Source organism: Mesorhizobium sp. WSM3862 (assembly GCF_002294985.1).
Classification (GTDB): Bacteria; Pseudomonadota; Alphaproteobacteria; order Rhizobiales; family Rhizobiaceae; genus Mesorhizobium.
The window spans coordinates 46,019-71,587 of the sequence record NZ_NSGE01000012.1 but is presented as its reverse complement, the minus strand read 5'-3'; the positions used below and the strand labels follow the sequence as shown (position 1 = coordinate 71,587).

The 25,569-nt window shown below is 62.5% G+C and carries 24 protein-coding genes; 6 read left to right on the top strand and 18 right to left on the bottom strand.

Annotation, left to right across the window (positions count from 1 at the left end):
* Positions 1-251 precede the first annotated feature (251 nt).
* Positions 252-884, bottom strand: coding sequence for a hypothetical protein (locus CK224_RS27090; RefSeq protein WP_095783905.1), 633 nt, complete (start codon positions 882-884; stop codon positions 252-254).
* Positions 885-1,066: 182 nt separating this feature from the next.
* On the opposite strand from CK224_RS27090, the gene CK224_RS27085 reads away from it, so the two are divergent.
* The 4 genes from CK224_RS27085 (at position 1,067) to CK224_RS27070 (ending at position 5,928) form a co-directional block, all read left to right on the top strand.
* Positions 1,067-1,639, top strand: a complete 573-nt coding sequence (locus CK224_RS27085) for a DUF1003 domain-containing protein (protein ID WP_095783904.1) — start codon at positions 1,067-1,069, stop codon at positions 1,637-1,639.
* A 635-nt stretch (positions 1,640-2,274) separates the two neighbouring features.
* The gene (dctP, locus tag CK224_RS27080) at positions 2,275-3,393 is read left to right on the top strand and encodes a TRAP transporter substrate-binding protein DctP (RefSeq protein WP_067320507.1); all 1,119 of its coding nucleotides are present in this window, start codon (positions 2,275-2,277) and stop codon (positions 3,391-3,393) included.
* A gap of 60 nt (positions 3,394-3,453) precedes the next feature.
* Positions 3,454-4,554, top strand: a complete 1,101-nt coding sequence (locus CK224_RS27075; RefSeq protein ID WP_095783903.1) for a TRAP transporter small permease subunit — start codon at positions 3,454-3,456, stop codon at positions 4,552-4,554.
* A 3-nt stretch (positions 4,555-4,557) separates the two neighbouring features.
* Entirely contained in the window at positions 4,558-5,928 is a 1,371-nt protein-coding gene (locus tag CK224_RS27070) for a TRAP transporter large permease subunit (RefSeq protein ID WP_095779517.1), read from the top strand.
* Between the two features lie 194 nt (positions 5,929-6,122).
* Here the strand turns inward: CK224_RS27070 and CK224_RS27065 are convergent, their stop codons facing one another.
* The 11 genes from CK224_RS27065 to CK224_RS27015 all read right to left on the bottom strand — a co-directional run bounded on the left by CK224_RS27065 (position 6,123) and on the right by CK224_RS27015 (position 18,037).
* A complete protein-coding gene (locus CK224_RS27065; RefSeq protein WP_176478035.1) occupies positions 6,123-8,015 on the bottom strand; it encodes a hypothetical protein in 1,893 nt (630 codons plus the stop codon).
* Complete coding sequence (locus tag CK224_RS27060) at positions 8,012-8,350, bottom strand: antibiotic biosynthesis monooxygenase (RefSeq protein ID WP_095783902.1); 339 nt, start codon at positions 8,348-8,350, stop codon at positions 8,012-8,014. Before CK224_RS27060 ends, CK224_RS27065 begins: the two co-directional genes overlap by 4 nt.
* Positions 8,347-9,414, bottom strand: a complete 1,068-nt coding sequence (locus tag CK224_RS27055) for a Gfo/Idh/MocA family oxidoreductase (protein WP_095783901.1) — start codon at positions 9,412-9,414, stop codon at positions 8,347-8,349. The genes CK224_RS27060 and CK224_RS27055 overlap by 4 nt, the downstream gene beginning before the upstream one ends.
* A gap of 5 nt (positions 9,415-9,419) precedes the next feature.
* Complete coding sequence (locus CK224_RS27050) at positions 9,420-10,274, bottom strand: fumarylacetoacetate hydrolase family protein (RefSeq protein ID WP_095783900.1); 855 nt, start codon at positions 10,272-10,274, stop codon at positions 9,420-9,422.
* Positions 10,271-11,293, bottom strand: a complete 1,023-nt coding sequence (locus CK224_RS27045; RefSeq protein WP_245426258.1) for a zinc-binding alcohol dehydrogenase family protein — start codon at positions 11,291-11,293, stop codon at positions 10,271-10,273. Before CK224_RS27045 ends, CK224_RS27050 begins: the two co-directional genes overlap by 4 nt.
* Positions 11,290-12,105, bottom strand: coding sequence for an MBL fold metallo-hydrolase (locus CK224_RS27040; protein WP_095783899.1), 816 nt, complete (start codon positions 12,103-12,105; stop codon positions 11,290-11,292). The genes CK224_RS27045 and CK224_RS27040 overlap by 4 nt, the downstream gene beginning before the upstream one ends.
* 2 nt (positions 12,106-12,107) lie before the next feature.
* Entirely contained in the window at positions 12,108-13,322 is a 1,215-nt protein-coding gene (locus tag CK224_RS27035) for a cytochrome P450 (protein WP_095783898.1), read from the bottom strand.
* Positions 13,323-13,421: 99 nt separating this feature from the next.
* Positions 13,422-14,441, bottom strand: coding sequence for a substrate-binding domain-containing protein (locus tag CK224_RS27030; protein WP_095779522.1), 1,020 nt, complete (start codon positions 14,439-14,441; stop codon positions 13,422-13,424).
* Between the two features lie 81 nt (positions 14,442-14,522).
* Entirely contained in the window at positions 14,523-15,536 is a 1,014-nt protein-coding gene (locus CK224_RS27025) for an ABC transporter permease (protein ID WP_245426256.1), read from the bottom strand.
* 2 nt (positions 15,537-15,538) lie between these two features.
* Positions 15,539-17,065, bottom strand: coding sequence for a sugar ABC transporter ATP-binding protein (locus CK224_RS27020; protein ID WP_095783896.1), 1,527 nt, complete (start codon positions 17,063-17,065; stop codon positions 15,539-15,541).
* Positions 17,066-17,101: 36 nt separating this feature from the next.
* Positions 17,102-18,037 (bottom strand): 2-dehydropantoate 2-reductase, encoded by a 936-nt coding sequence (locus CK224_RS27015; protein WP_095783895.1) that lies wholly within the window; start codon positions 18,035-18,037, stop codon positions 17,102-17,104.
* 183 nt (positions 18,038-18,220) lie between these two features.
* Here CK224_RS27015 and nanR point away from each other — a divergent pair, with 183 nt between their 5' ends.
* Complete coding sequence (gene nanR / locus CK224_RS27010; protein WP_095779524.1) at positions 18,221-18,934, top strand: transcriptional regulator NanR; 714 nt, start codon at positions 18,221-18,223, stop codon at positions 18,932-18,934.
* A 113-nt stretch (positions 18,935-19,047) separates the two neighbouring features.
* Here nanR and CK224_RS27005 read toward each other — a convergent pair whose 3' ends face one another.
* From CK224_RS27005 to CK224_RS26985, 5 genes are all read right to left on the bottom strand, one after another.
* Positions 19,048-19,428, bottom strand: coding sequence for a RidA family protein (locus tag CK224_RS27005; RefSeq protein ID WP_095779525.1), 381 nt, complete (start codon positions 19,426-19,428; stop codon positions 19,048-19,050).
* Positions 19,429-19,513: 85 nt separating this feature from the next.
* Positions 19,514-20,830 carry an MFS transporter gene (locus CK224_RS27000; protein WP_095783894.1) on the bottom strand — a complete coding sequence of 439 codons (1,317 nt, stop codon included), beginning with the start codon at positions 20,828-20,830 and terminating at the stop codon, positions 19,514-19,516.
* Between the two features lie 32 nt (positions 20,831-20,862).
* Positions 20,863-21,651, bottom strand: a complete 789-nt coding sequence (locus tag CK224_RS26995) for an SDR family oxidoreductase (protein WP_095779527.1) — start codon at positions 21,649-21,651, stop codon at positions 20,863-20,865.
* A 1-nt stretch (position 21,652) separates the two neighbouring features.
* The gene (locus tag CK224_RS26990) at positions 21,653-22,639 is read right to left on the bottom strand and encodes a D-2-hydroxyacid dehydrogenase family protein (RefSeq protein WP_095783893.1); all 987 of its coding nucleotides are present in this window, start codon (positions 22,637-22,639) and stop codon (positions 21,653-21,655) included.
* Between the two features lie 21 nt (positions 22,640-22,660).
* Positions 22,661-23,407: an RraA family protein gene (locus CK224_RS26985; protein WP_095783892.1), complete on the bottom strand. Its 747-nt coding sequence runs from the start codon at positions 23,405-23,407 to the stop codon at positions 22,661-22,663.
* 94 nt (positions 23,408-23,501) lie between these two features.
* Between CK224_RS26985 and CK224_RS26980 the strand changes: the two genes are divergently transcribed.
* The gene (locus tag CK224_RS26980) at positions 23,502-24,413 is read left to right on the top strand and encodes a LysR family transcriptional regulator (protein WP_245426253.1); all 912 of its coding nucleotides are present in this window, start codon (positions 23,502-23,504) and stop codon (positions 24,411-24,413) included.
* Between the two features lie 105 nt (positions 24,414-24,518).
* Here the strand turns inward: CK224_RS26980 and CK224_RS26975 are convergent, their stop codons facing one another.
* Positions 24,519-25,550: an MBL fold metallo-hydrolase gene (locus CK224_RS26975; protein ID WP_082980455.1), complete on the bottom strand. Its 1,032-nt coding sequence runs from the start codon at positions 25,548-25,550 to the stop codon at positions 24,519-24,521.
* Positions 25,551-25,569 lie beyond the last annotated feature (19 nt).

Genomic DNA, 25,569 nt, shown 5'->3' with positions numbered 1-25,569 from the left:
CTCTATGGTCACGCTCTTTCCCACACTGCCGCCAATTGTCTTAGCCAGCCTTCTTCGAGAAGCGAGGCCGACAGAATCGTGGCTCCGAGTGTCACCACCGAAGAGTATCGTGAATATGTCGCCGGGTGACGCGCGTGACGTGTTTCTCGTCGGCGCGTCGTCTCTCGCCGCCCGGTGTGGACCGCGAGGCCGACATCGCTGTCCTCAAAGGCCGCTGCGGTCCACCCAGGAAGATGACACGGCGTCCCGCCTCAGCGGAGGAGCCCGTCGCTCTCGAAGTCTTCCCAGCCGCGCAACTTGGAGTGGACTGCCTCGCTTTGGCTGTCGTCGGTTTCGGCCGCGCCGCGGCTCTTTTGCGAGCGCTTGAGCGCCGCCTTTGCAGCGGCTCGGCGTCGGTTCTCGGCGGCTCTCTCAGCGTCTTCCTCGCGCCAGACCGCTACAAGGTCACGGTCGAGCACATCCTCGATCAGGCGCGGATCAAAAACGTGGAAGGTGATCTTCCTCGCGCGGCCACGCAGTTTCACCGTCCGCGTCCCTGCGCTCTTCAAGCGGCCGGCCTTGAGCCAGCGGTGACGCTCGCCCGCCGAGATCGTCAGAATGTCCTCGACCTCGCGAGGCATGACGGGCAGGTCTTCGATGTCCTGCATGGCTTTGGACACGATCGCCGATGCGGCCTCAACATTGGCATGGGAGCCCTCCGGCAGACGCAAGGTAAGAACCCGGGACTCGCTATGGAGCAGGCTTCTCAAGTCCGTCGGAAGGCGAGCGCGCATTTCAAGAAAAATGCCCCTCGCCCGCACCGACGATCCAAGCGTCGCCGCCGGGGATAGCGGCCACTCTGCAACCAGCCTTGCAGTCGAATCGATTTTTCTGCTCGCGGGCATCCCCTTAAGTAGGAGTCCTGCCCTGCGAACTCAACGCGAAGCGAGCCTGCACCGGTCTGCAGCAACCGCTGTTGCATCGGGCAGGATCGCCGGACAAGGCGCTCGTTCGGCACTCTGGACAGCGGTGAAATGGAGCGAATTGCCAAATAGCGAGTTAGGCTGCCTAGACGGGAGAGACAACAATGAATCCCAAAGCCGCCCCAGAGGACCAGGGCTACGCCACTCCGACCACGCCGGCGGCGGAAGGCCTCGCCCCTGCCCTGGCGCGGAACATCGAGGCACTGGTCGAGAGGCGGAAGCGCGATGCCAAGACAGCATCGCTGGAGCAGCGCGCGGCGGCGGCAATCAGCAGGTTTGCCGGCAGCATGATGTTCGTCTACATCCACCTCGTCTTCTTTGGCGGCTGGATCGGCCTAAATTTCGGGATCGTGAACTTTATAAAACCCTGGGATCCTTCTCTGGTTATCCTGGCCATGTTCGCCTCGGTCGAGGCGATCTTTCTCTCAACGTTCGTACTAATCAACCAGAACCGCATGGCCGCCCAGGATGATGCGCGGGCAGACCTCGATCTGCAGGTGAGCCTGCTCAACGAGCATGAGACGACCAAGCTCATCAAACTGGTCGAGGAGATCGCGAAGCGCCTGGATGTTCCGACGGAAGCAGACAATGAGTTGAAGGAGCTGAAGCGCGACGTGGCGCCTGAAGCGGTCTTGGACAAGATTAAGGAGGCAACGGGTCAAGCGACGGTCGGCTGACCGATCCGTATCCACCGGACGCCAGCAGAAGCTGCAGAAGGCCTATCGTGCACTCCATGCTCCCGCCGGGCGCCGCCATCATCCCGCCTGCGCAAATAGCTGGGAGACGCCCGAACGGGCCATTTGCCAGAGCTGGTTTATACCGCATGGGGAAGTCATGGCGGACGCGCTCGGACTGAGTGTGCCCCATCTCAATCGGTAGTTCAGCAACTGCGTGTCGAACAGCTCATCACCAGCAACTCGCGCGTCCTACATTTGCCTGACCTCGCGGGCCTGTAAGACTCGCTCAGTACGAGCCGATGGCTCTTACCCCAATCCCAATCCTGAAGCACCAGATCGACGCCCCGAGCGCGTCATTGGGCGTGACTCACCAATGGATTTATTACAGCCGCACAGGCATACTATGGATCGGGCGCGCAGTGGTTGAAAATGATTGCGCCGCGTTATGTTATTTACAGGCTGCGCCGGTCCCTGTCGCTATCGTTTGTGGCGTTGGCATCCGGCTGGAAACGACTGCGAAAAAGGAGGCAGCTCTGGTCCCACAAGAACGGGACATCCTTTGCGTCATTGATTTTGCGATTTGAGACCGGCGACGGGCCCATCATTTGCCCGCTTGCCGAACAGGGAGGAAAGCAATGGACGGAGAATCGCGTTCCCAATCAAGGCGAAAATTTCTGAAGACGAGTGGACTTGTCGCTGGGCTAACGGCGACGGCGGTCACCGCGCCCTGGGTTCGAAGGGCCGGAGCCGCAGACGCAATCACCTGGAAAATCCAAACCTCGTGGCCGGCGGGTGTCGGACTTGAAACCTTCCAAAACTGGTGTGGCACCATCAAGGAAAAAACCGGAGGCCAACTCGAATTTCAGCCGTTCAAGGCAAAGGATATCGTTGGTGACTTCGAACTCCTCGACGGGGTGAAGAACGGGGTTCTGGAAGCGATGAACTCGTTTTCACTTTATTGGGCCGGCAAGCTTCCCGCTACGGCGTTCCTGTCCTCTTACACGTTGGGGCTACGCTATCCGCACGAATGGGATATCTTTTTCTATTCAAAAGGTGGTCTGCAGGCCGCGCGCGACCTTTATGCGAAACAAGGCCTTTACTACGTCAACCGCATTCATCACGGCCCGAACATCATCCACTCAAAGACACCGATCCGCTCAATCGAGGATTTTAGGGATCTGAAACTGCGCGTACCGGGCGGCATGATCGCCGAAACCTTCGCGAAAGCCGGTGCCAAGACGACGTTGCTGCCGGGCGGCGAGGTGTTCTCCGCGCTGGAAAAGGGCACGATCGATGCCGCCGACTACACCGGTCCGGCCGTAAACTGGGCCCTCGGTTTCCAGCAGGTGACCAAGTACATTTCCATGGGTCCAGCCGGTCTGATGTCCGTATACCAGCCCGTCGACCTGATGGACTTTGCCGTCAACATGAATGTCTGGAACCAACTCCCGGACAACCTCAAGAAGTTCGTGGAAGACGAGATCCAAGTCTATTCCAATGCCCATTTCGGCTCGATCCAGAAGGCCGACATGGAGGCTTGGCAAAAATTCCTGGATGCCGGCATTGAAATCAATCGGCTTGGACCGGAGGACCTCCAGAAGTTCCAGGAAATCGCGGTACCCATCTGGTTCGAGTGGGCCAACAAGGACAAGGACGCAGCGCGCATCTTCAAGTTGCAGCTCGAGGTCATGGAGAACCCGACAGTCGGTTATGTCACTCCGGACATGTACCAGGGGCTGACCATCAACCTGTGAACCCTCTTTTCGCCCGTCCTGAGCCGGACGGGCGCTCGCTCCTGCAGCAGGCGTTCGCCGATGCCTTCCCTAACATTTGTGCTGCCGCACTGGCTCTACTGGTTAACCTTCGCGGTCTTTCCGCTGGCCGCCGTTCATTTTGTCCATCGAGAACGGGCACAGCGTGATCCCGGCGGTCCAAACCTGTTTCTTGCCTATCTGTTCCTGGTCACAGCCGGCTTCCTCGGCATGCACCGCTTCTATCTGAAGAGCAGGTGGGGATTCATTTTTATCCCGTTCTTCATCGCGGTACTTTGGACAAGCACCCAGGTGCGCGATGGACGCGAGGCAGTTTCACTCGCGCGATCCCAGAGCGAGCAGGCCGAGAAACTGTTGCCGCGTGCCAAGGCAGATACGGCAGCCAACAAGCAGGGGGCTGCCGATCGACTTGCAAAAGCTGAGGCTGAGGCCGCGGCGGCGCGCAACGATCTGACGGCGGCCGTTCACGGGCTCGAGTGGGACAGCAGCATCAGCCGGATTGCGGGACTTCTGCTCGGTCTCATTATTGTCGGCGACGCCCTTCTCATACCCGGTCTTGTGCGGCGCGCCCGCGCCCGTGAGACTGGGCGCGCCGCAACCCACCATGAGATCGTCGTCGATGTGCCCGCGACGCCCGTCAAACAGCCTCTTGCGCCATTTAGGCCGGTCGACTGGCTTGTAAGAGTGACAGGCGAGTTCGTCGCCTATTGGTCGGTCCTCGCGGTCATGGCGTACTATTACGAGGTGGTCGCCCGCTTCGTTTTCAACTCCCCGACCAACTGGGTGCACGAGAGCATGTTTCTGATGTTCGGCATGCAATACATGCTGGCTGGGGCCTATGCCTATCGCGATGAGACCCATGTCAGGGTCGACATCGTGTACAGCCACCTCTCCGAGCGTGGCCGGGCGATCTGCGATATCATCACCTCGGCGTTCTTTTTCCTGTTCGTGGGTACAATGCTCGTTGCCGGCTGGCGTTTTGCCAGCGACGCGATGGCGGTGGGCGAGAGTTCTTTCACCGAGTGGGGTATTCAATATTGGCCGGTGAAGCTGGCGATTCCTGTTGGCGCCGCGCTGCTGCTGCTTCAAGGCGTGTCTCGCCTGATGCGTGACATCGCGACCGCAACAAGAAGGCTCCGCTAAGCCATGGGTCTCGAGCTTCCAATCCTGTGGCTGAGCATCCTGATGTTCGGCGGACTGGGCGTTCTTTTATTGCTCGGGCTACCAATGGCCTTCTGCACGGGCAGCCTCGCCGTTCTCTTCCTCTTCTTATTCGGTAATGCGGCCATGCTGAACATGCTGCCGTCGCGGATTTTTCCCTTCATGACGGATTATCAGCTCTCGGCGGTGCCGCTTTTTATCTTCATGGCCGCGATCCTTCAGAAAGCGGGGATCATCGAGGAGCTGTTTGACGTCGTCTATAAATGGCTGGGTGGGCTGAAAGGCGGACTTGCCTCGGCCACCATAATCTCGTGCACCCTGCTCGCAGCAATGGTTGGGGTCGTCGGTGCGACGGAAGTGACAATGGGCATGATCGCTCTGCCAGCGATGCTCCGCCGCAACTACGACGCAAAGCTCGCCTGCGGCTCGCTGCTCGCCGGAGGAACGCTTGGCATCCTCATACCGCCTTCGGTGATGGCGATCGTCTACGCCGTCGTCGCGCAACAGTCGTTAGGCGAGCTTTTGATCGGGTCGGTATTCCCAGGGCTGCTGCTGTCGGGGATGTATGTCGTCTACGTCACGGCGCGCTGCTACATCAACCCCAAGCTCGGCCCGGCTTTGCCGCCGAGCGAGCGCATCGGCTTTGGGGAGAAGCTGAGGCTTCTGCGCCGCACGTTCATGCCCATTCTGCTGATCCTGCTTGTGCTCGGGGTCATCTTCCTTGGCATAGCAACGCCTGTTGAAGCCGCCGGCATCGGCACATTCGGTGCTTTCATCGTCTGCGCCGCCCATCGCCGCCTGACTTGGGACACGATCCGGGAAGCCGGCGTGGCGACCCTCAAGGCGACTGCGATGGTGATGTGGATATTCTTCGGAGCCACCATGTTCGTCGGCTTCTTCATCCTGAAGGGCGGGCAGAGCTTCGTCGCCGAATCCATTCTCGGAACTGGATTCGCGCCTTACGGCATTCTTGTTCTGATGATGATCATCCTGTTCGTCCTGGGCATGTTTCTGGACTGGGTGGGCATTCTCCTTCTCACCGTACCGATATTTCTGCCCATCCTTAAGTCCCTCGAATTCGGCGGTACGTTCGGCTTAGCCGGTGTGGCTCCTGAAGACGTGCCGCTGTGGTATGGCGTCATTTTCATGGTCAACATGCAGATGGCGTTCCTGAGCCCACCGTTCGGCTATTCACTGTTTTACTTGAAGAGTGTCGCGCCACCGGAGATATCGATGGCGACGATCTTCCGATCCGCCGTTCCCTTCTTATGCCTGCAGGCGATCGGAGTAGGGTTGTGCATCGTGTTCCCCTCGATCGTCATTTGGCTGCCGAAGCTCATGTACGGAGGCGGTTGACCGCACACGTCTTTGGCGGTTCGACGCCGACGCAACAATCGAAGGTTCAGCGCTTCAGAGACGCCGCTCGCCTGCAGAAGCTGCTGATCTTGAGGCCTGTCCGCGCACTCCATGCTCCTGCCGGGCGCCATCATCCCGCCCACGCAAATAGCTGGGAGACGAGACATCCCGCCTTGGATTGCGTATCTTGACGTTCAGCTTTTCCTGGGCCTGCCGTCCGGTCGACTTGGCGTCTGGACAAACTGAAGAGCGACAGAGTTGTACGGCCCCAATGTATGGGTGGTCAGCGGGGACTTCGCCGGCTTCGTGTCCTCACCTGCAACGCAAAGCAGTTTAGCATCCGAGGATAGCGCTATGTCGATCGGCACGGGGGTCAGGTTGGCCGCCAGCACGCGGATCGTGTTGCCGCGACGAAAGGCAATTGCTGCCACGCCTGGCCAATCACTCGAAATCCCATAGCGTTCGACGCCGGCGGCCTCAGCGATTTGGGCATGGACGGCTTGCAAAGGTCGTCGGGAGCCGTCCTCGTTCAAGAGACCGAAGGGGCCAGTCGGTTCTGCCAATATCAACCGCTCGGCGGCTGTCTCAGCGGCCCGGGCCGCGACGCCGACGGCAAAGGCGGCACCGAACAATGCCCGCTGACGCGGGTCGGTGCCGGCGGCGGGCACCCGGCTATGTCCGGGATTGGCTGCGACCACCTCACCATAGGGATTGTGCCGCAAGCCGATCGTGCAAGGCCCAAGCCAGATCGGCTTTCCGGGACACAATTGCCGTGCTGTCTCCATGACTGCAGGATAAACGGTCAGGGTTTCCATGACCGACTGCTCATCGGCGGCATGCACGATGGCGCTGTTGCCGAAGAAGACGAAATCCGCATTGCCGGTCGGCGGGTTGCGGTTGAATTCGGTGAATAGGGAGGGCGTACCAGCCCCTATCGGGCAAGCGAGACCGACAGCCCGCAATGCCTGCACGATCTCGTCAATCGATCGCTCACCGTTCGGCAAATGGTTCGAGGGGCGTGTCTTGAATTCGCGCCGTGGTGAAACCAGAATGGCGCTCGGTTCGACGCCCGCCAAGCAAACCATAGCTGCAAGGGTCTGGGCCTCGGCCCCGGGGTGGATCGCATCAAAGATCGCCTCGAGCGCCAGCCGGGCGCCAAGCGCGCTCGCAAGCTCGGCTGCCTTTTCCAGCACGCGCCGATCATGCCCGCGCGCGCTGTCGAAGCGCAGTATGATCTCCGGCACCGGGCCAAGCGAAGCCGCGCCGGCGATGGCTGCCGGCAGTTGGTCGGGATCGACGAACAGCGCTATCGACGGCATCCGCCCGGCAGGTCCGCCAACGGTCAGGGTTGCTGGACTGCTGATAGCCGGTCCAGGCGCCGATGTCTCGGCGTGCACGGAAACCGTGACGCGCTGTATGTCCTTCACACCTTTGCCGATGACATAAGGTCGGGGCTTTGAGAGCGGCCGCACATAAGTCTTGAACGAGGCGTCCGTCCAGTTGCGCTGGTCCTCCATCTCGAAGGCATCGCCTTCCATGGCGACGGCGCAGACCAAGCCGGGTGCTGGCTCGTGCGTCAGCGCTGAAATGTCGAAGGCAGGCTGGTCCGGGCTGATCAATTTGGGAAATGTCGTCTCCTCGATGCTTCCGTCGCTATGCCGGATGGTCAGCCTTTTGCCCGCCGCCTCTGAAGGATGAAGCACCACGAAACCGGTGCGGTTGGTGGGAAAATCGGTGAGCGCCACGCCATCCGCTTGCAAGGTCAGCTCGCCCGACGCGTCGCCACGAATCTTCATGCGATAGGCGAAACGTCCCTGCGGGCCGGCGCAGAGTCCGTCATAGCGAAGCTCGAACGACGTGCCGTCCTCGGAAATTCGCATGTTGGAAAGCTCGGCCTTGTAAGTCCCCCAGGACGCATCGCGCGCAAGATAGTTGATCGCCCGAACCACCTCCACGCCGGCAAAACAGATCGTCCGCAGATTGCCGTCCTCGAGAACGGCGGTCAGCGGTCCGGCGGCAAGAAGCTTCCGTTGCGGAAGCGGCTCGTCGGTGCCGTAAAGCGCAAGGAGATCGGCATTGGCGGTCATGCCACCGCCTGCTTGGAATTCTCGTCCACCCTGTAGGTGACGACAGTCTTGCGGCTCACCATGTCACGCGTGCTGGCATCGAAGCTCATATAGTGAGCCGAAGCGAGGTGCAGGTCGAAGGCAGCCCGATCGCGATAGATCTCGTACAGGAATATCTGGGACGGCTTTTGCGTGCCTAACGGCGTCAGCACATCGAAGCGCAGACATCCCGGCTCGAGTTCCACCGACAGAGACGCGTTCTGCGAAACGAGCCGGTAGAATTCGGGAAAGGTCCCTTCGACAAGATCGAAAACGACGGTGAGGGCAAAGGCCGCTTCGGCAGGCGAAATGCTCATGGCCGCTCTCCGCCATTGGCTAAGCCATGGTTCCAACGCTTAGGTTCGACCGCGCGCCGTTCGCTGGCGGCGCGATAGGCGGCATCGACCAACGCGTATGTCTTGAGATTGTCCTCACCGCTGGTTTCGGGCGGAACGCCGCGCTGCAGGCTGTCGAGGAAATGGCCGCATGCACCGATCACGCCTTGCTGGGCGACATGCCAGGGATAAGCGGTCCAGGACAGGAGCGGCGAGCTTGCGTCTTCGGTCCACGTCGCGCCGTCGCTGGTCACCGTCATGCTGCAACCGGTTTCGAGCGAAATGGCTCCCCTCGGACCTTCGATGACGAGCAGCGTTTCAGGGAAATGATCCGGCAATCGGCGCGACTCGTAGGTGCATTCCACGACCGACACCGCGCCACTTTGATGCCTGAGCAGCATGGTCGCCGTGTCCTCGGCGCGGATGCGTGGATTGCGCTTCTGTGTTTCGCAGGAGATGTGCTCGACCTCGCCGAGGAAGAAGCGGGACAGGTCCAGCATGTGGATACCGACATCGGCAATCGCGAGCTGCTCCTCGTCATAGAAATAGGGCTGGGTCTTGTAGACGTCGAAGCCGGTCCTGAAGCGTATCCTTGCCCAGCTCGGTGTTCCGATCGCGCCACTGTCGATTACCTTGCGGATGGCGCGCATCGGCGCCTGAAACCGAAAGTTCTCATGCACGGCAAGCCACGCATTTGCCTTGTGCGCAGCTTCGACGATCGCGATGCAATCTTCCCATGTCGATGCGAAGGGCTTCTGCACGATTGTGGCCAGGCCGCGCGCGAGCGCCATTTCCGCCAACGGCCTGTGCGTGTCGCGGCGTGTCACGATATCGGCCACGTCGAGGCGCTCGGCCTCGAGCATCTTTGCGGCGTCCGAATAATACGGCACACGGAATGTCTCGCCGGCCGCGCGCGCCTTGGCGGCATCCACGTCGCAGACGGCGGCAAGCTGGGCGCCCTGTTCGGCGAGGTCGCTCCAGGAATGCAAATGGTTCTGCGCGAAGAAGCCGCAGCCGATCACGCCGATGCGCAGGGACCGGTCCATGCCCTCTATCCGGCCACAATGGGGGTTCTAAGCACACCGATGCCGGCGGCCTCGATTTCCACGACGTCGCCAGCCTTCATGAATATCTGCGGCTTCTGGAAGGCGCCGACGCCCGCCGGCGTTCCGGTCGAGACGAGGTCGCCTGGTTCCAGCGGCACGTAGTGCGAAAGGAAGGATATCAGCCGCGGCAGCGAGAACAGCCAGTCCGACGTGCTGCCGTTCTGCAAAAGCTTGCCGTTCAGCCTTGTCTTGAGCGCCACGTCGTCCGGCCTGGTCAGTTCATCAGCGGTGACGATGCATGGGCCGATCGGTGCGAAGCCCGCGAAATTCTTGCCGATGGTGATCTGGTTGTCCTTGAATTGGACGTCGCGGGCCGAGATGTCGTTGAGCAGCGTATAGCCGAAGATCGCCGGCATCACGTCGGCTTCGGAAGCCTTGTGCAGATGTTTGCCGATCACGGCCGTGAATTCGACCTCATAATCCATCTGCTCCGTCCGGACCGGCTTTTCGACCCGCACATCGGGCCCGACCACCGATGACGGCAGCTTGGCGAAGAAGAACGGCTCGGTCGGCATTTTGGCATTCGGGTTTTCCTCGGCATGACCTTTGTAGTTGATGCCGGAGCAGAGCACTTTGCCGGGGCGAATGGGCGCTTCGAGGATAGTATCGGCAAGCGCATAGCGCGGCGCCTTGGCAAGTCCCGCGCGGACTTTCTCCAGCGCCGCCCCGCCGCCTTGCACGACCTCGAGCACCGACGCTGCCAGTCCTGCTTCGGTCAGGCAGGCGACCTGCTCGCCGTCCAGAATGCCGGCGTGCTGGCGATGCCCGGCCTGCCTGTGAGAGAAAGTGACGAATTTCATGCGGCCTCCGGGATGAAGACGGCCTTGTGCAGAGCCATCGGATTGTCAGCGAGTGTTTTGAAGACGGTGGGCGCCTCAGACAGCGCAAAGCTGCTGGCGATTTTGGGATAATGAATCTTGCCCGACGCAAGCAGGTCGATCGCCTCGGGAAAGCAATCGACGGAGGCGCGCGAACCGAGGATGGTGACCTCCTTGCGGGTGAAATCCAGCCCGGGCAGCGTGACGCCTTGTCCTTTCTTGACGAGACCGAGAATGACGACGCGGCCGCCCGCGGCAACGAGATCGATGGTCTGCTCCATCGCCGGCGCCGCCCCCGTAGCCTCCAGCACCACGGGCATGCCTTCGCCGTTCGTGATCTCCGTCACCCGTTCAAGCAGCCCTTCACCGCCGGCCACAGGGATTGCGCCCAGATCGGCGGCGGTGGACAGCCGCTCCGCCGACAGATCCGTGGCATAGACCTTTGCGCCATGGGCCCGCGCGACCTCGACGATCGCCAGCCCGATCGGACCCGCGCCAAGGACGAGGACCGTGTCCTCGCCCGTGACCATGCCGCGCCGGCAGCCCTGCACGCCGATCGCGACGGGCTCGGCGAACGCCGCCTCAAAGTCGGAGAGCCCCTCCGGCACGACGTTCAGATTGTCCGCGGGCGCGGTGACGAATTCAGCGAAGCCGCCTTCGCGATGCACCCCGATGATGGTGAGATTGGCGCAGCAATTGCGTTTGCCGATCCGACAGGGATAGCAATGGCCGCAACCGATGAAGGGGTCGACGACGACACGCGTCCCGACCTTCGGACCGGCCGCTCCTGGCCCGTAAGCCTCGACCCTGCCGGCGATTTCGTGACAGCCGATCCGAGGATAGGTCACATAGGGGTTCTTGCCGGTATAGATATAGAGATCACCGGCGCAAAGGCCCGCGGCCCCGACGCGTACCAGCACTTCGCCCGGCCCAGGAACTGGCTTCGGCGCATCGCCGATGCGGATCGACTGCGGCTGGTCGAAAATGGCGGCCCGCATCATGCCGCCTTCGCGGGGCGCACGACCCTGCCATCGGCATCGAATTCGATCCAGTCGCCGGCCCGCAGCAGATAGGGATCGGCAATGGCCTCGCCGCGAGCCCTGGCCGCGCCGTGATGTTCCATGTAGGCGGCGACGTCCTTGTCGCCATCGAGCGTGATGTAGTGGCACGGCAAGACAGTCTCGAGTCCGAGCCACTGGGTCGCCAGCACACCTTCATAGGGACTCATCTCGCCCGTCAGCATTTCTCCCGGCATCGGATTGAGATGCAGGATCTCCTGCGGATTGGCGATGCCGATGCAGCCGACATTGGGTTTATAGAATTCGCCCTGCAGTTTCAGGTCGGAGAAAATGGCGGTATCGCCATAGTGATAGAAGCGCAGCCCGTCGGCATAGACGATGAAGGCCATCGGCACGCCGGAGATGAAGGAGTTGTCCATCAGCCTGATCTGCGACCAGTGATGGCACTCCAGCGGCTGGATCTCAATGCCGGCCACCTTGACCCGAATGCCCCAGGTCGTCGCGCGGATCTGGCTGGCCGGGATGCCGCGATCCATCAGCCAGGCCTTCACCTCGCCGCCGCAGACAACCGGACAGCCGTACGCGGCGGCGATCTTGTCGGTGTCGCCGAGATGATCGAACGCCGCATGGCTGACGATCACCAGATCGACATGGTCGAAGTCGGTGGATTTGGTCGCGGCTCCAGGATTCTGGTCGAGGAACGGGTCGCAAAGGATGCGCAGCCCGTTGCTCGTCACGATCTCGTAGGCGGCCACGCCGTGGAAGCGGATGCGGGTGGTGGGTTGAAGCGTCATCTTCAGTTCGTCTTTCTCGTGTCGATTGTGAGCGGCAGTCGAGCGAGCCCGCGCCGGTCGCCGCGTGTCTTCCAGCGAAGCTCTTGCTCCGATCCCGGTGCGAGCCTCGCGCCGGTCTCGATCAGCGTTTCGAGCGTCACCGCCATTTCCATGCGCGCCACGCCGGCGCCGGCGCACAGATGCGGGCCGGCTCCGAAGGTGAGATGCTTGTTGGGACTGCGATCGAGGCGCATCTCGTCCGGCGCATCGAATACCGACGGGTCCCGGTTCGCCGCGCCGAAACCAAGGGCCACAATGTCGCCCCGCCTTATATCGCGACCGTGCAGGCACAAATCATGCGAGGCATTGCGGCCGAAAATCTCGATCGGCGAGGAATGGCGCAGGAACTCCTCCACCGCGGTCGGAACAAGCTTCGGTTCGCTTGCAAGCCGATCCAGCGCCTCCGGATGCTCGGCCAGCCAGAGCAGCATGACCGAAAGGGCGTCCGCCGTGGTCTCGAAACCCGCGCCGAACACGACGGTCATGAACGAGCGGATCTGAATGTCGTCGAGCCTTTCGCCGTCAATCTCGGCCGCTATCAGCATGCTGACGAAATCGCCCGTCGGCTTGGCGCGCCGCGCGGCAATGAGGGTCTCGATATAGGTGTTGAGTTCGCGGCTTGCCGTCGCTCCAGCGCTCGGGTCCTTCACGTTGAACATGCTGGTGATCCAGCCGACCCACTTGTCCGAGTCTTGCAGCGGCACGTCGGTGAAGGCCGCGAGCGACGTGATCGCAACCGGCACGCAGAATTCGGCAACGGCCTCGGCCTTTCCCGCAGCGATCATCTTTTCGAAGAGCGACCGGGCCAGCATTTTTACGCGAGGTGTGATCGCGGCAATTCGCTGCGGCGCGAAGACCGGGTTGACCAGGGCGCGATAACGCGAATGCCGGGGCGGATCGATTTCGATCGGCAGTTGGGGTTCGGTCCGCGGCGTGATCACGGGAATGGCCGTCACGCCGGGAACGCTGGACGTGTAGTCGCGCCAATTGATTGCGGCGCTCCGTACATCGTCGTATCGGCTCAGCAACCAAAAGCCCCCGTATTTGTTCGAGCGTGCTACCGGACATTTCCGGCGCAAATGCTCGAAAGCCGAGAATGGATCGGCAACGAACGCCGGATCGTGGATGTCCACCTCGTCCGGGATGTTCGGTTCGTCCGTTGTCACCATTGCGGCCATGGGCGCGACTTCTGGGTTGGCTGGCTTCGATGTTGCCTCCGACGGCCGGGGAGTGAAACGCCGGAGGCAAGAGGGCAGAGCCCTCAGTGTGGCGGTCGACTACTTGACGCCGAGCGCGGCCGTCACCTTGTCGACATTGTCCTTGGTGACGAGCAGCACGCCGGTGTCGAGCGTGTCCGGAACCGGGCGGCCACCGTCGCTGGCGCCGAGGCCGGCGGACTTCAGTCCGTTGTGGTTGTAGTCGTGCAGGATCTTGACCGCGTAGTAGATGAACAGTTCGCGGTTCTGCACCACTATGCCGTCGACCCAGCCTTCCTTGGCGGTCTTGAAGAAGTCCGGCGTCTGCTCCATCGCCGTCACCTTGATGTCGCCCGGATTCTTGCCGGCCTCACGCAACGCGGTCACGATGCCGGCGCCCGACTCCGAATCGAAGCCCGCTAAGCCGGCGATGTCGGGATGGGCAGCGAGGATCGCGGCCGTCACCTGCGCCGCCTTCTGCGCATCGCCGCCGTCGTCCTCGTTGGAGACGATGTTGTATTTGCCGCCGCCATTGGCCTCGATATAGGCCTTGAAGCCGGCGACTGCCTCCCGCATGTTACCGGCGTTGATGATCGACATCATGGCGAGCTTGCCGCCATTGGGCAGCTTCTCCATCATCTTCTTGGCCTGAGCAACACCGACCTGCGTCCAGTTCGTGCCGATGTAGGCGAGACGTCCGGAGTCCGGCAGGTCGCCGTCATCGACGACGGTGGGGACGCCCTGCTCCAGGCACTTCTTGACCGATTCCGTCAGCGACGGATCCCAGCCGCCCACCACGGACACGCCGTTCGGCTTCTGGGCGCAGACCTGATCGACCGCGGCGATGAAGCCTGGCAGGTCGAAATCGGTCGGGCCGGCCACAACCACCTTGACGCCGAGCTCCTCGGCGATCTTCTTCATGCCGACATAGTCGTATTGCACGAAGAGCGGCAGGTTGGCCTTGTTGGAAATCCAGTAGTAGGTTTCCTTCGCGTCGGCCGGGCCGAAAGACGATTCCTGCGCGCGCGCCGGTGCCGTCACGGCTGCCGCGAGCGCCGTTATCCCCAAGGCGACCAATGTCGATTTCATCATAAAGCGCATTCCCGTTTCCTCCTGATTGGGTTCTGTTCCCAGTTTTTGCAGTTCACCGGCCTTGCCGGATTCCCCTCGGTTCCCGCCGGCCTAGCCGCGGCCCGCGGTCTTGAAGCGGTCGAGCGAAACGGCGAACAGCAGGACAAGCCCCACGACCAGTCCCTGCCAGAAAACGCCAACCGCGTTGATGATCATGGCGTTCTCGATCAGCGCGATGAAAAGCACGCCGAGAATGCCGCCCAGAACGGTGCCCTCGCCGCCCTTGAGGCTGGCGCCGCCAAGGACCGTTGCGGTGATGACCTTGAGTTCGATGCCGACGCCGGCATTGACAACAGCGCTGTTGAGCCGCGCCGCCCCGAGCACACCGGCGATGCCTGCCAGCGCACCCATTATGATGAAGCCGATGAGGATCAGCCTGTCGACGCGGATGCCGGACAGTTGGGCCGCGCGCGGGTTGCCGCCGACGAAATAGAACTGGCGGAAGAAGCGGGTGCGTGCGACCAGCCAGCCGCCGACCAGCACGAGGATCAGCATCGCCCAGAACGGCGACTGGATGCGCAGGATCGGATCGGCGGCGCGGCCATATTCGGCGAAGCTGTCGGAGATCGGCGTGACGCCCGTTCCGGCCGTCACATAGGTCAGGCTGCGATAGATGGTGAGCGTGCCGAGCGTCGCGATCAGCGCGTTGATGCCGATGCGCGTGACGATCAGCCCGTTGATCAAGCCGGCAACCGCACCAACCAGAACGCCGACGAGAAGAGCTGCCTCTGCCGGCCAGCCCCACCAGCCGGCAACTACACCTGCCCAGACCCCGGAAAGCGCGAGCGTCGATCCGACGGACAGGTCGAATGTGCCGGCGATCATCAGCAGCATCATGCCGCAGACGAGAATGCCGACGGGTGCCAGATTGAGCAGCACGGCGCGCATGTTGGGCCCAGTAGGAAAGTTGTGCGGATAGACGATGGTCATCGCCAGCGCGAGCAGCACGACGAGCACGAACAATGTCAGCTCACGCGAGTTGGCCAGGCGGCGCACAATGCGCAGCGGCAGGGCCTCGCGCTGTTCGACCGGGGCCTGCGCTTCGTTCTCGGATATCTGTGCCACGCTCATGCTCCAACCGCTTCCTCGCGTACGTTCGCGACCGACGACGTGAACCGGGTCGCCAGCCGCAACACCTGCTCTTCGGTCGCCCCCTCGCCCGGCAGTTCCCCGACCGTGCGGCCCTCGGCCATCACGACGATCCGGTCCGCAAGCGCCAGCACCTCGGGCAGCTCGGACGAGACGACGAGCAGCGCCACGCCCTTCTCCGCCAGTCCGCGCAGCAGGCGATAAATTTCGGAACGAGCGCCGACATCGACGCCGCGCGTCGGCTCGTCGACGATGAGCAGGCGCGGCTCCATGGCCAGCCATTTCGCGAGCAGGACCTTCTGCTGGTTGCCCCCCGAAAGCTCGCCGACGATCTTGCGCACGCTGGGGGTGGCGATGCGCAGCTCTTTGACGAAACCGCCTGCGAGCCGTTCGGCCTTGCTGTTGGAGAAGTTGGCGCCGGACGAGACCTTCGAAAGCACAGTGGCGGCGATGTTGTTGACGAGGTCCATCCCGAGGAAGAGACCCGACGTCTTGCGATCCTCCGGAACCATGCCGATGCCGGCGTGCTTGGCGTCCCACGGGCCGTGAGGGTCGACCGGTGCGCCTCCGATCCGGATGTCGCCGGCCGTGCGGCGCCTGGCGCCAAAAATGGCCTCGCAGAATTCGCTCCGCCCGGAACCGATCAATCCGGCAAGACAAACAACCTCACCGGCGCGCACGGTGATCGAAGCCGAGCGCACAAGCGGCGGCGCGGAGACCCCGTCGGCTTCAAAAACGATCGGTCCCGCTTGCCGCGCCGAAGCCTCGCGGGTGAGATGAACCTCGCGCCCGACCATCAGCCGTATCAACTCGTCCGTCGTCGTCTCGGCGACCTTGCGCGTACCGGCGAGCCGCCCGTCCTTGAGCACCGTGACGGAATCGCAGAGCGCGAAGATCTCGGCCAGGCGGTGGGAGACATAGATGACCGAAACGCCGTCCCTGGCCAGCCGGCGCACGATCTCGAAGAGCTTTTCGGTTTCGGTCAGCGTCAGCGCCGCCGTCGGCTCGTCGAGGATCAGCAGCCTCAGTTCGCGCGACAATGCCTTGGCGATCTCGACGATCTGCGCCTGGGCTGGCGACAGGAATGCCACTTTCATTGCCGGATCGATGGCGACGCCGAGCTGGGCGATGAGAGCGTGCGCTCTTTCGCGCATCAGCCGGATATCGACCTGGCCGAACCATTTTGTCGGCTGACGGCCGGCAAAGATGTTTTCCGCGACCGACAGCTGCGGCACCAGCGAGCCTTCCTGATGGACGATGCCGATGCCCAGCTCGCCCGCGGCCTTCTCGTCGAGGTCGCCGAGTACGGCGGCATCGAGCCGCACCTCGCCGCTGGTGCGGCTGTAGACGCCGGCAACGATCTTTCCCAGCGTGGACTTGCCGGCGCCGTTCTCGCCAAGCAGTGCCCGGATTTCACCGGGCTCGACCGATATCGACACGTCGTCGAGTGCCCGAACGCCGGGGAACGTCTTGCAAAGCTGCGAGATCTGCAGGCGCGGTGCCATGTCGACCTCAAGCGCTGACAAGTGCGGCCGGCATGGCTATGCCTTGGCCTGAAGGTAGTGAGCTTGCTTGGCCTGGATCATCCAGACCATGGTTTCATTCACCGGCGTGGCCACGCCGGTGCGCTTGCCGGCGTCGACGATGGCGCCGTTGATGACCTCGATCTCCGTCTGGCGCCGCGCCTCGACGTCCTGGAGCATGGAGGCCTTGCCGCCCACGGCCTTCTCCAGCAACCCCGTTATGGCGGCCCAGCGCTCGTCATAATCGAGCGAAATGCCCTGCGCTTTGGCAACCGCCACGACTTCCTTCAGGATTGCCGCCATCAGCGACTTGGCGCCGTCGAAGGCGACCAGTTCGTGCGACATGAGATGCAATAGGCCGGCGACCGGCAGCGTGCAGGCGTTCAGCGCCAGCTTCTTCCATACCTCGTCCAGGATGCGCTCGGACCTGGTGGTTTCGATCTGCGCGGCACGGAAGGTCTCGACCACCTTGTCCAGGCGAGGTGTCGCCTTGCCGCTCAGTTCGCCGATATAGGTCATCCCGACGCCGGGATGCTTCACCCTGCCGGGGCCGAGCAACGTGCCGCCGTGGTAAGTCAGACCGACCAGAACCTTGTCTTCGCCCACAATGCCGGCGATGCGCGGCGCGTTACCCCAGCCGTTCTGCAGGCTGAGCACCGCCGTTTCCCCCGCGATCATCGGGGCCGCCGCGTGGACCGCAGCATCGGTGTGATAGCATTTGACGAAGTTGATGATCAGGTCGACCGGTCCGACCTTCGACGGCTCCGTTGTTGCCAGAACGCGGATAACCGGCCGGGAGCCGTCCTTCTCCTCGATCGTGAGGCCGTTGTCGTTGATCGCTTGCACCGCCGGCTTCGAGACGTCGATCAGCGTCACGTCATTGCCTGCTCGGGCAAGATAGCCGCCGAAAATGCCGCCCATGGCACCGCCGCCGCCCAGAATGGCGATCCGCATGTCTTTCGCTCCCTGTCCCACGACGGGTTGTTTTCGGCAAAGCCGGGGCGCCGTTTCCGGGATCTTGTGGAAACGCGCTTTCGGCGAGCGAAGCCGCTAGCCGATCCGGCCTTGTCTGGTTATGTTGCCGGTCATCCTTGCAAGCAGTTGCATGGTTGTCAAGTATGATGGTATGAAAGGTCTATGGTCGATCCTCTCGTTATAGAACGCAAGAAGCTCTTCGAGCACGTGGCTTCGCATCTCGAGGCGCAGATCCTGTCCGGCAAGCTGAAGCCCGGAGACCAGTTGCCGCCCGAGCGCGACCTGCAGACGCGCTTCGGCGTCGGCCGGCCCGCCATCCGCGAGGCGCTGATCTCGCTGCAGAAGGCCGGGCTGGTCGAACTCACCAACGGCGCGCGGGCCAAGGTGCTGATGCCGACCGCCTCGCACATCTTCACTGGCATGGCTCCGGCCGTGCGCCAGATGCTTTCGACCGAGGAGGGACATCGCTACTTCCAGGGCGCGCGCCTGTTCTTCGAAGTTGGGCTGGCGCGCGAGGCCGCCCGGCACGCGACGGCCACGGACCTCGAGGCGCTGGCGACTGCGCTCGAAGCCAACCGGAAAGCGATCGGCGACCGCGAGCGCTTCACCTCAACCGACATCGCCTTCCACTTCGAACTGGCGAAGATGGCGCGCAATCCAGTCTTCATCGCGCTGCACGACCAGATCTCGGAGTGGCTGAAGGAACAGCGCACGGTGACCCTTGCGGCAAAGGGGCAGGAAAAGACGGCGTTCGAGGCGCACAAGGCGATCTATGACGGCATCGCGGCCCGTGATCCCGATCGCGCTGAGCAGGCCATGCGCACGCATCTCGAGCAGCTTGCCGTCACCTTCTGGCAGCAGCGCACGCACGATTGAAAGCTGTGTGGATCGGCGTCTTAGGTGACCACTTCACCCGCAGGCGCCGGCATGCATCGACCTGAACTGATCTCACGCAGAAATTGCGAGCGCTGAGTACAGCAGATGCAAATCTAGAGCTCGACAACTGCGACGAATTCGCATTGCACCAGGGAAGCGCTGTCCGGTGTCAACGGCCTAATGTGCCTGGCCGGACGCGACTCGGAATCTGGAAACATCCGCAGCCATTCTTCATTGACGGCGACCCTGTCGCTGCTGTCGCGGAGATAGATATCCACCTTGATGATGTCCTCCGCGCTGCCGCCGGCGGCCTCGATGACGGCGCGCATGTTGGCGAACACATTGGCCGACTGAGCCGCCATTCCGGCCGGCAATTCCTGCGTCGTCGGACTGACGCCATGAATCGCCCCCGAGAACACCATGTTGCCGATCCGGCAGGCATTGGGAACTGGATGCCTGTGGCTCAGTCCTTTCACCGAAATACTTTTGCGCATGGTTCTGCTGATCCTTCGCGATCTGTAGCGGGAAACTCGTGAACGGCTGGTCTGAATGCCTGGCGACGAGTGCGGCTGGAAGGACCTATCGTCTCGCGCGCAAAACCGAGGCTTGCGCGGGTGGCGAGGAAGCGCCGGTGTCGGGACGCGGCGCGGGCGGTTCATAGCCGGACGTCAGCTGAATTCCCCGCGTCTCGGGCAGCATCAGGGTCGCGGCGAATGCGATGCTGTAGCCCAACAGCGCGACAAGGCCGATCGCCTCAGCCAGGCTGATATGCTGCGCCAGTATTCCGATGCTGGATACGGCGGCCGCACCGGCCGCCTTACCGAAATTGTAGGCGAAGCTCTGACCGCTGGCGCGGATGGCGGAGGGGAAAAGCTCGGTGAAGAACGGGCCGAGCGCGGCATAGTTTCCGATGGTGAAGAAGCCGAACGGCGCACCCAGGATAATCAGCGACCAGCCGGAGAGCGGCAAGAACATATAGGCGATGGTGATCAGCCATGAACATACCAGAAAAAGCTGAAACGTCCGCCGCCGCCCGAGACGATCGGCCAGGTATGCGCTGGCCAGAAATCCGAAAAACGAGCCGCCGGTCACCACGAACAGGTAATATCCAGATGCGCTCGGCGACAGTTCGCGCACCGTCTTCATGAAGGTCGGCAGCCAGTTGACGATCGCACCGCCGACTCCGATCACGCCGAATGCCAGCAATGAAGAAAGGATCGTCACGCGCAGGGCGTCAGGCTGAAATATCGCACCCAGCCCGGGCCGAACGCCGCTCTTCTCGACGAGCTCGCGCGTTTTGACGAAGATCTCCGGCTCCTCGATCTTGCGGCGCAGATAGAGCACCAGCACGCCGGGGAGCACACCGATCATCAGCAGCACGCGCCATCCGTAATCCTGGGGCAAATGCGCCAGGACCACGCCAGCCAATATGGCGGCGGCGCTCCAGCCGATGCCGAATCCGCTCTGGACGGTGCCTACGGCCTTGCCGCGATGTTCGGCGCGGATGATCTCGCCCATCAGGACCGCACCGGCCGCCCACTCGCCGCCGAAGCCCAGCCCCTGCATGATGCGCAAGACCATCAGTTGCTGGAAGTCCTGGGCGAACCCGGCAAGGAAAGTGAAGGCGCAGAACCAAAGGATCGTGAACTGCATGATGCGGGCACGGCCGAAACGGTCGGCGAGATAGCCGCAGAGCCACCCTCCGATCGCCGCGGAGAGCAGCGTCGCGGTGGCCAGATAGCCGGCCTGCGCCGTCGTCATTCCCCAGGCCGCGATGAGGATCGGCAGCACGAAGCTGAAGAGCTGCGCATCCATCGCATCGACGGCCCAGCCGGCGAAACAGCCCCAGAAGGTGTTCCGCTCGCGCGACGTCAACTCCCTGTACCAAGTGAACATCTTTTCCTCCCGTTTTGTCGATGCGACGCTGGCTAGACAACCAGTGGCGTAAGTCCTCCGTCCATGGTCAGCGAAGCGCCCGTCACGTAGGAGGATCTTGCGCTGGCGAGGAAAAGCGCGGCATCGGCCACCTCTTCAGGATTTGCGTAGCGCCGCAGCGGAATTCGCTGCTCGTTCAGCCGCAGCAGTTCTTCCGGCGTCTTGCCAGTCACCCTGGATTCGACTTCAAGCGACAATTGCAGGCGTTCGGTCATGGTGGCGGCCGGATTGATCACGTTCACCCTTACGCCTGCATGCCCCCACGCCGCTGCCAGCCCCGCCGAGGCGAGCATCAGCGCCGCGTTGGCGGCGCCTCCCGGCAAATGCATGGGTGACGCGATCTTCCCGCCGGTGCCGACTATGTTGACGATCGTGCCGGCGCCCCGCGCCACCATCAGCGGCAGGACGTAGTCGGTGACGTTCATGTAGGTGAAGAACTTCGCGTCCATCGCGACACGCCATTTGTCCGGCGTCAGTTCGTCGGGGGCAACTCTCCTGGCGCCGCCGGCCGAATTGACCAGGGACGCGATCGGCCCCACCTGCTCCTCGAGCGCGGCGACCATTTGCTTTGCCGCAAGCCCGTCCGACAGATCGGCGGCGAAACTCGTTGCCGACAGCCCCTCGGCGGCCAGCTTTTTCTTGGCGTTGTCGAGGTTCTCCTGGCTGCGTGACACAATCACCACGCGGGCCCCTTCCCTGGCAAAGGCGCGTGCGCAGGCCAGCCCTATTCCCTTGCTGCCCCCGGTTATGAGGACAATTTTCCCGTCGAGCTCGAGGTTCATTTCAGTGATCCTGTTTCTGGCCGCCAGCGGAGTGGACATTGATCGGGGTTCCGCCCGCGAAGGCTACGATCTGGTCGAACGCATTGCCGTACGCGAACTCATAGTTGTCGCGCTCGACATAGCCGAGATGCGGCGTGCACAGGGCGTTTGGAAGCCTGAGCAGGGCGTCGTCCGGATTGGTGAGCGGCTCGCGTTCGAACACGTCGACTGCCGCCTTGCCGGGGCGACCGCTCTTCAGCGCCGCCACCAAAGCGCCCGGCTGGATCAGCTCGGCACGGCTGGTGTTCACAAGCAAAGCCGTCGGCTTCATCAAGGCCAGGTCGTCAGGCCCAATCGCGCCGGTGGTCTCGGCATTCAGCCGCAGATGCAAGCTGAGAACATCCGACAGCCTGAACAGGGACGGCTTGTCTTGTGCCACGCTGAAACCCTCGGCCTTAGCGCGATCCAACGAACCTTGGCGTCCCCAGACCAGCACTTCCATGCCGAAGGCCTTGCCGATCCGCGCCACCATCGAGCCCAAGCGGCCGAAACCATAGATGCCGAGGACGCGGCCGCGCAGGCCGAGGCCTATGGTGGTCTGCCAATGGCCTTGCCGCAGCGACGCGCTCTCGAAAGGAATGTTGCGCATCGCCGCAAGAATCAGCCCCCAGGTGAGTTCGACCGTCGAATAGGACGGACGCGACGTCAGAGCGGACGAAACGACGACACCGTGCCTGTCGCAGGCCGCCAGATCGATGTGGGGAATGTGGCCGTTCTGGCTTATGAGCTTCAGCTTGGGAAGGCGGCTCAGCAAAGCTTCGTCGATCTTGGTGCGCTCGCGCATCAGCACCAGGACGTCCGCCTCCGCCAGGCGATCTGCCAGAATGTCGACATCCTCGACGATATCGGTCCAGATCGTGACGTCGTGGCCGTCCAGCCTGGAGAAGCAGTCCAGCGTGCGGACCACGTCCTGGTAGTCGTTGATGATGGCGACGCGAAGCTTTCTCACGGGGTGACCTGACCTATCGCCTCATGCATTGCCCGGCAGATCCGCAACGGAGGTACCGGCGTCGATTGCTTCGCACTTGGCCTCTTCAAGCGCCGACTTCCTCAGCGCCTTTGCCAGAACTTCGGCGGCCCGGGCAATCGGGATGAAGCAGACGCCGGTTTCGTCTGCAACGACGATATCGCCTGGAGCAACGCGCACGCCGGCGACTTGGATTTCGCCGTTGATCTCCACGGTCTCGATGCGCCATTTGCCTGTGACAGGCGTTATCTCGCTGGCCCAAAGCGGATATCCGACCCGCCGCGAATGCCCAAGGTCGCGAACGCCTCCGTCCACGATTGCTCCGGCCTCGCCCTGCCGTTTTCCGGTCTGGGCCGAAATTCCGCCCATGTTCGAAACGCCGGCAACGCCCTCGATCACCACAACGTCGCCCGGCAGCGCCAGGTTGTGGGCCTCGAACTCCGCCATCCGGTTGACGTGGTTTTTCGCCGTTTCGTAGACATGCTCGCGTTGCAGGATGTTGCGCACCGTAAGCGCCGGACCGACGATCGACACCGAAGGCAGGGTCGGCTTCAGAACCGATGCGCCAACCGCGCCGGTGATACCGAGCTCATCCATGATGTCCGAGATGACGCTGGTGGCGTCGCCGATCCGCTTGAAGCCGTCGATCAGATCCTTCGGCGGGCGCGGTACCCGCATCAGTCGAATGCGGTCGCGACTGATCTTGCCGGTGAGCTTCGGCAGCACATCCGCGAGAGCTGTATCATTCATGCCTTATCCTCCGATCAGCGGCATCAGGATGGCTTGCCGCCATCAATGCGTCCAATTTAGAATCGACCAATGCATCATTTGCTGGGTGAATAACGTGCGCCTTGATCTGAACCTGATTGCGGTCCTTGAGACCATCATGCTGGAGAGGAATGTGACACGTGCGGCCTCGAGCCTGGCGATGAGCCAGCCGGCGGTCAGCAATGCGTTGCGTCGAGCCCGCCGCCTCACTAAAGATCAACTTTTCCTCAAGACGGCAACGGGGGTCCAGCCCACCGCTCGCATGGTCGCGATGTGGCCCGACCTTCATCGCTCGCTCACGGCAATTCGCGCTTCTTTCGCGCCCGACGAGTTCGATCCCGCGTCGGATGCGACCAGTTTTCGCATTGCCGTCACCGACAGTCTCGCGATGGAAGGCGTCAGCGAAATTACGCTGAAATTGCAGGCCGCGGCGCCGCGCGCCCGCGTTTCCTTCGCGGTGCATACCCATGAAGGCTCCCTGGAAGGAATCGATCGCGGCACCCTTGACTGCGCCGTGGGCATGTTTGCCTCGCTGCCAAGAGAAATGCATGTGCGGAGCCTGCGGACAGATCGCTACGTTTGCGTCATGCGCGGCGGACATGACCTGGCCGATTGCCTGACGCTCGATCGATTCACCGCCGCGGCGCACGTCTTGGCGACCCCGTCCGGTCTGGAACGCGGCTTGGTGGATGGCTGGCTCAGCCTGACGGGACGGACAAGGACGATCGCCGTTGTGGTCAATCACTTTGCCGACGCGCTGAAGATTGTCTCGCGTAGCGACCTCATCACCTGCGTGCCGCTCGGCTTCTTCAATGGACCATGGCGAACCATTGCGGATGGACGTGACTTGGTGGTGTGCGAGTTGCCGTTCGAAACCGAGAAACTGCTCTACAAGCTGATCTGGCACGAACGATTGCAGCAGCACCCCGCCCACCAATGGTTTCGCGCGCTCGTGACGGACGCCTGCGGTTCGTCCTTCGATGGCTAGCTGGTTGGAGAAGCGCCGCTCGTGGGAACGACATGATCTTACGGCGGAAGCGACATCCAGGATGTCACTGGCGCAGATGGATCCGGCTTCCTCGCGGCACCAGTTCTAACCGTTCAGGGGCACATATGAGTAGACGTTCGCGGCGTCGCGCCGGACACGGCCAAGCCCAGGAAACGATATGTGGGCGCCGCCTACGATATAGCCGCTGTCAGCCGCATCGGCGAACGCGCGCTCGTGCACGCGCTCGGCTTCCGATGCGTCGGCGTCATACTGGATCGTGATGGACGGGTCCTTGAATTGTACCGCGGCGACATGCACGACGTCGCCCCACAGGACGATCTTCTCGCCTTTGCTCTCGACCACATACATTGTATGTCCAGGTGTGTGGCCATAGGCGGTTTGTGCACGCACGCCGGGCACCAGATCGGTGTTGCCATCGAAAACGGCGAGCTTGCCCGCTTGCAGATATGGCCCGATCGATGCCATGGCGGCCTGAAAGAACCGCTTCGCTTCAGCGGGAGCCGCGTGCATGTTTGCCTCGCTCAGCCAATAGTCGGTGTCGCGCTTTTCGACACGCACGACGGCGTTGGGGAAGGCTCTCTGGCCGTCGACCATGAGACCGCCGACGTGGTCGGTGTGCAGGTGCGTGAGGTAGATCTCATCGATCTGCTCCGGCCGATAGCCTGATGCGCTGAGATTGCTCAGCAGGTGGCCGGTGCCAGGGCCTAACAGAGACCCGGCACCAGCGTCGATCAGCGCCAGCCTGGCTCCGGTATTGACGAGAAAGGAATTGTGCGACGTCTCGACGACCTCGGTGAGATAGTTGCGTTTGAGTGCTTCCTCGATCCGCGCCGGGTCGCCCTGCAGCAACTTCGTCGCGGGCAGCATATTGCTGCCATCGGACAGCGCCGTTATCTCAAAATCGCCGAGCGTCAAACGATGGAACCCAGGTGCCTGGCTTTTGGCCATGGGCGCGCCAGCGAACAACGGCGTCGCCAGGCCGCAGGCCAGACAAAAGCAGCCGGCGGCCAAAAATGCGCGGCGGCTCGGATTGACGATGTCGCCGCTGGTCAGCCGGGGCTCGGCACCTCCGGTGGCGTCGAACAGGTGATCGAGAATCTTGCGAGGGGCGGTCATCCCAGAGCTCCATGTGCTT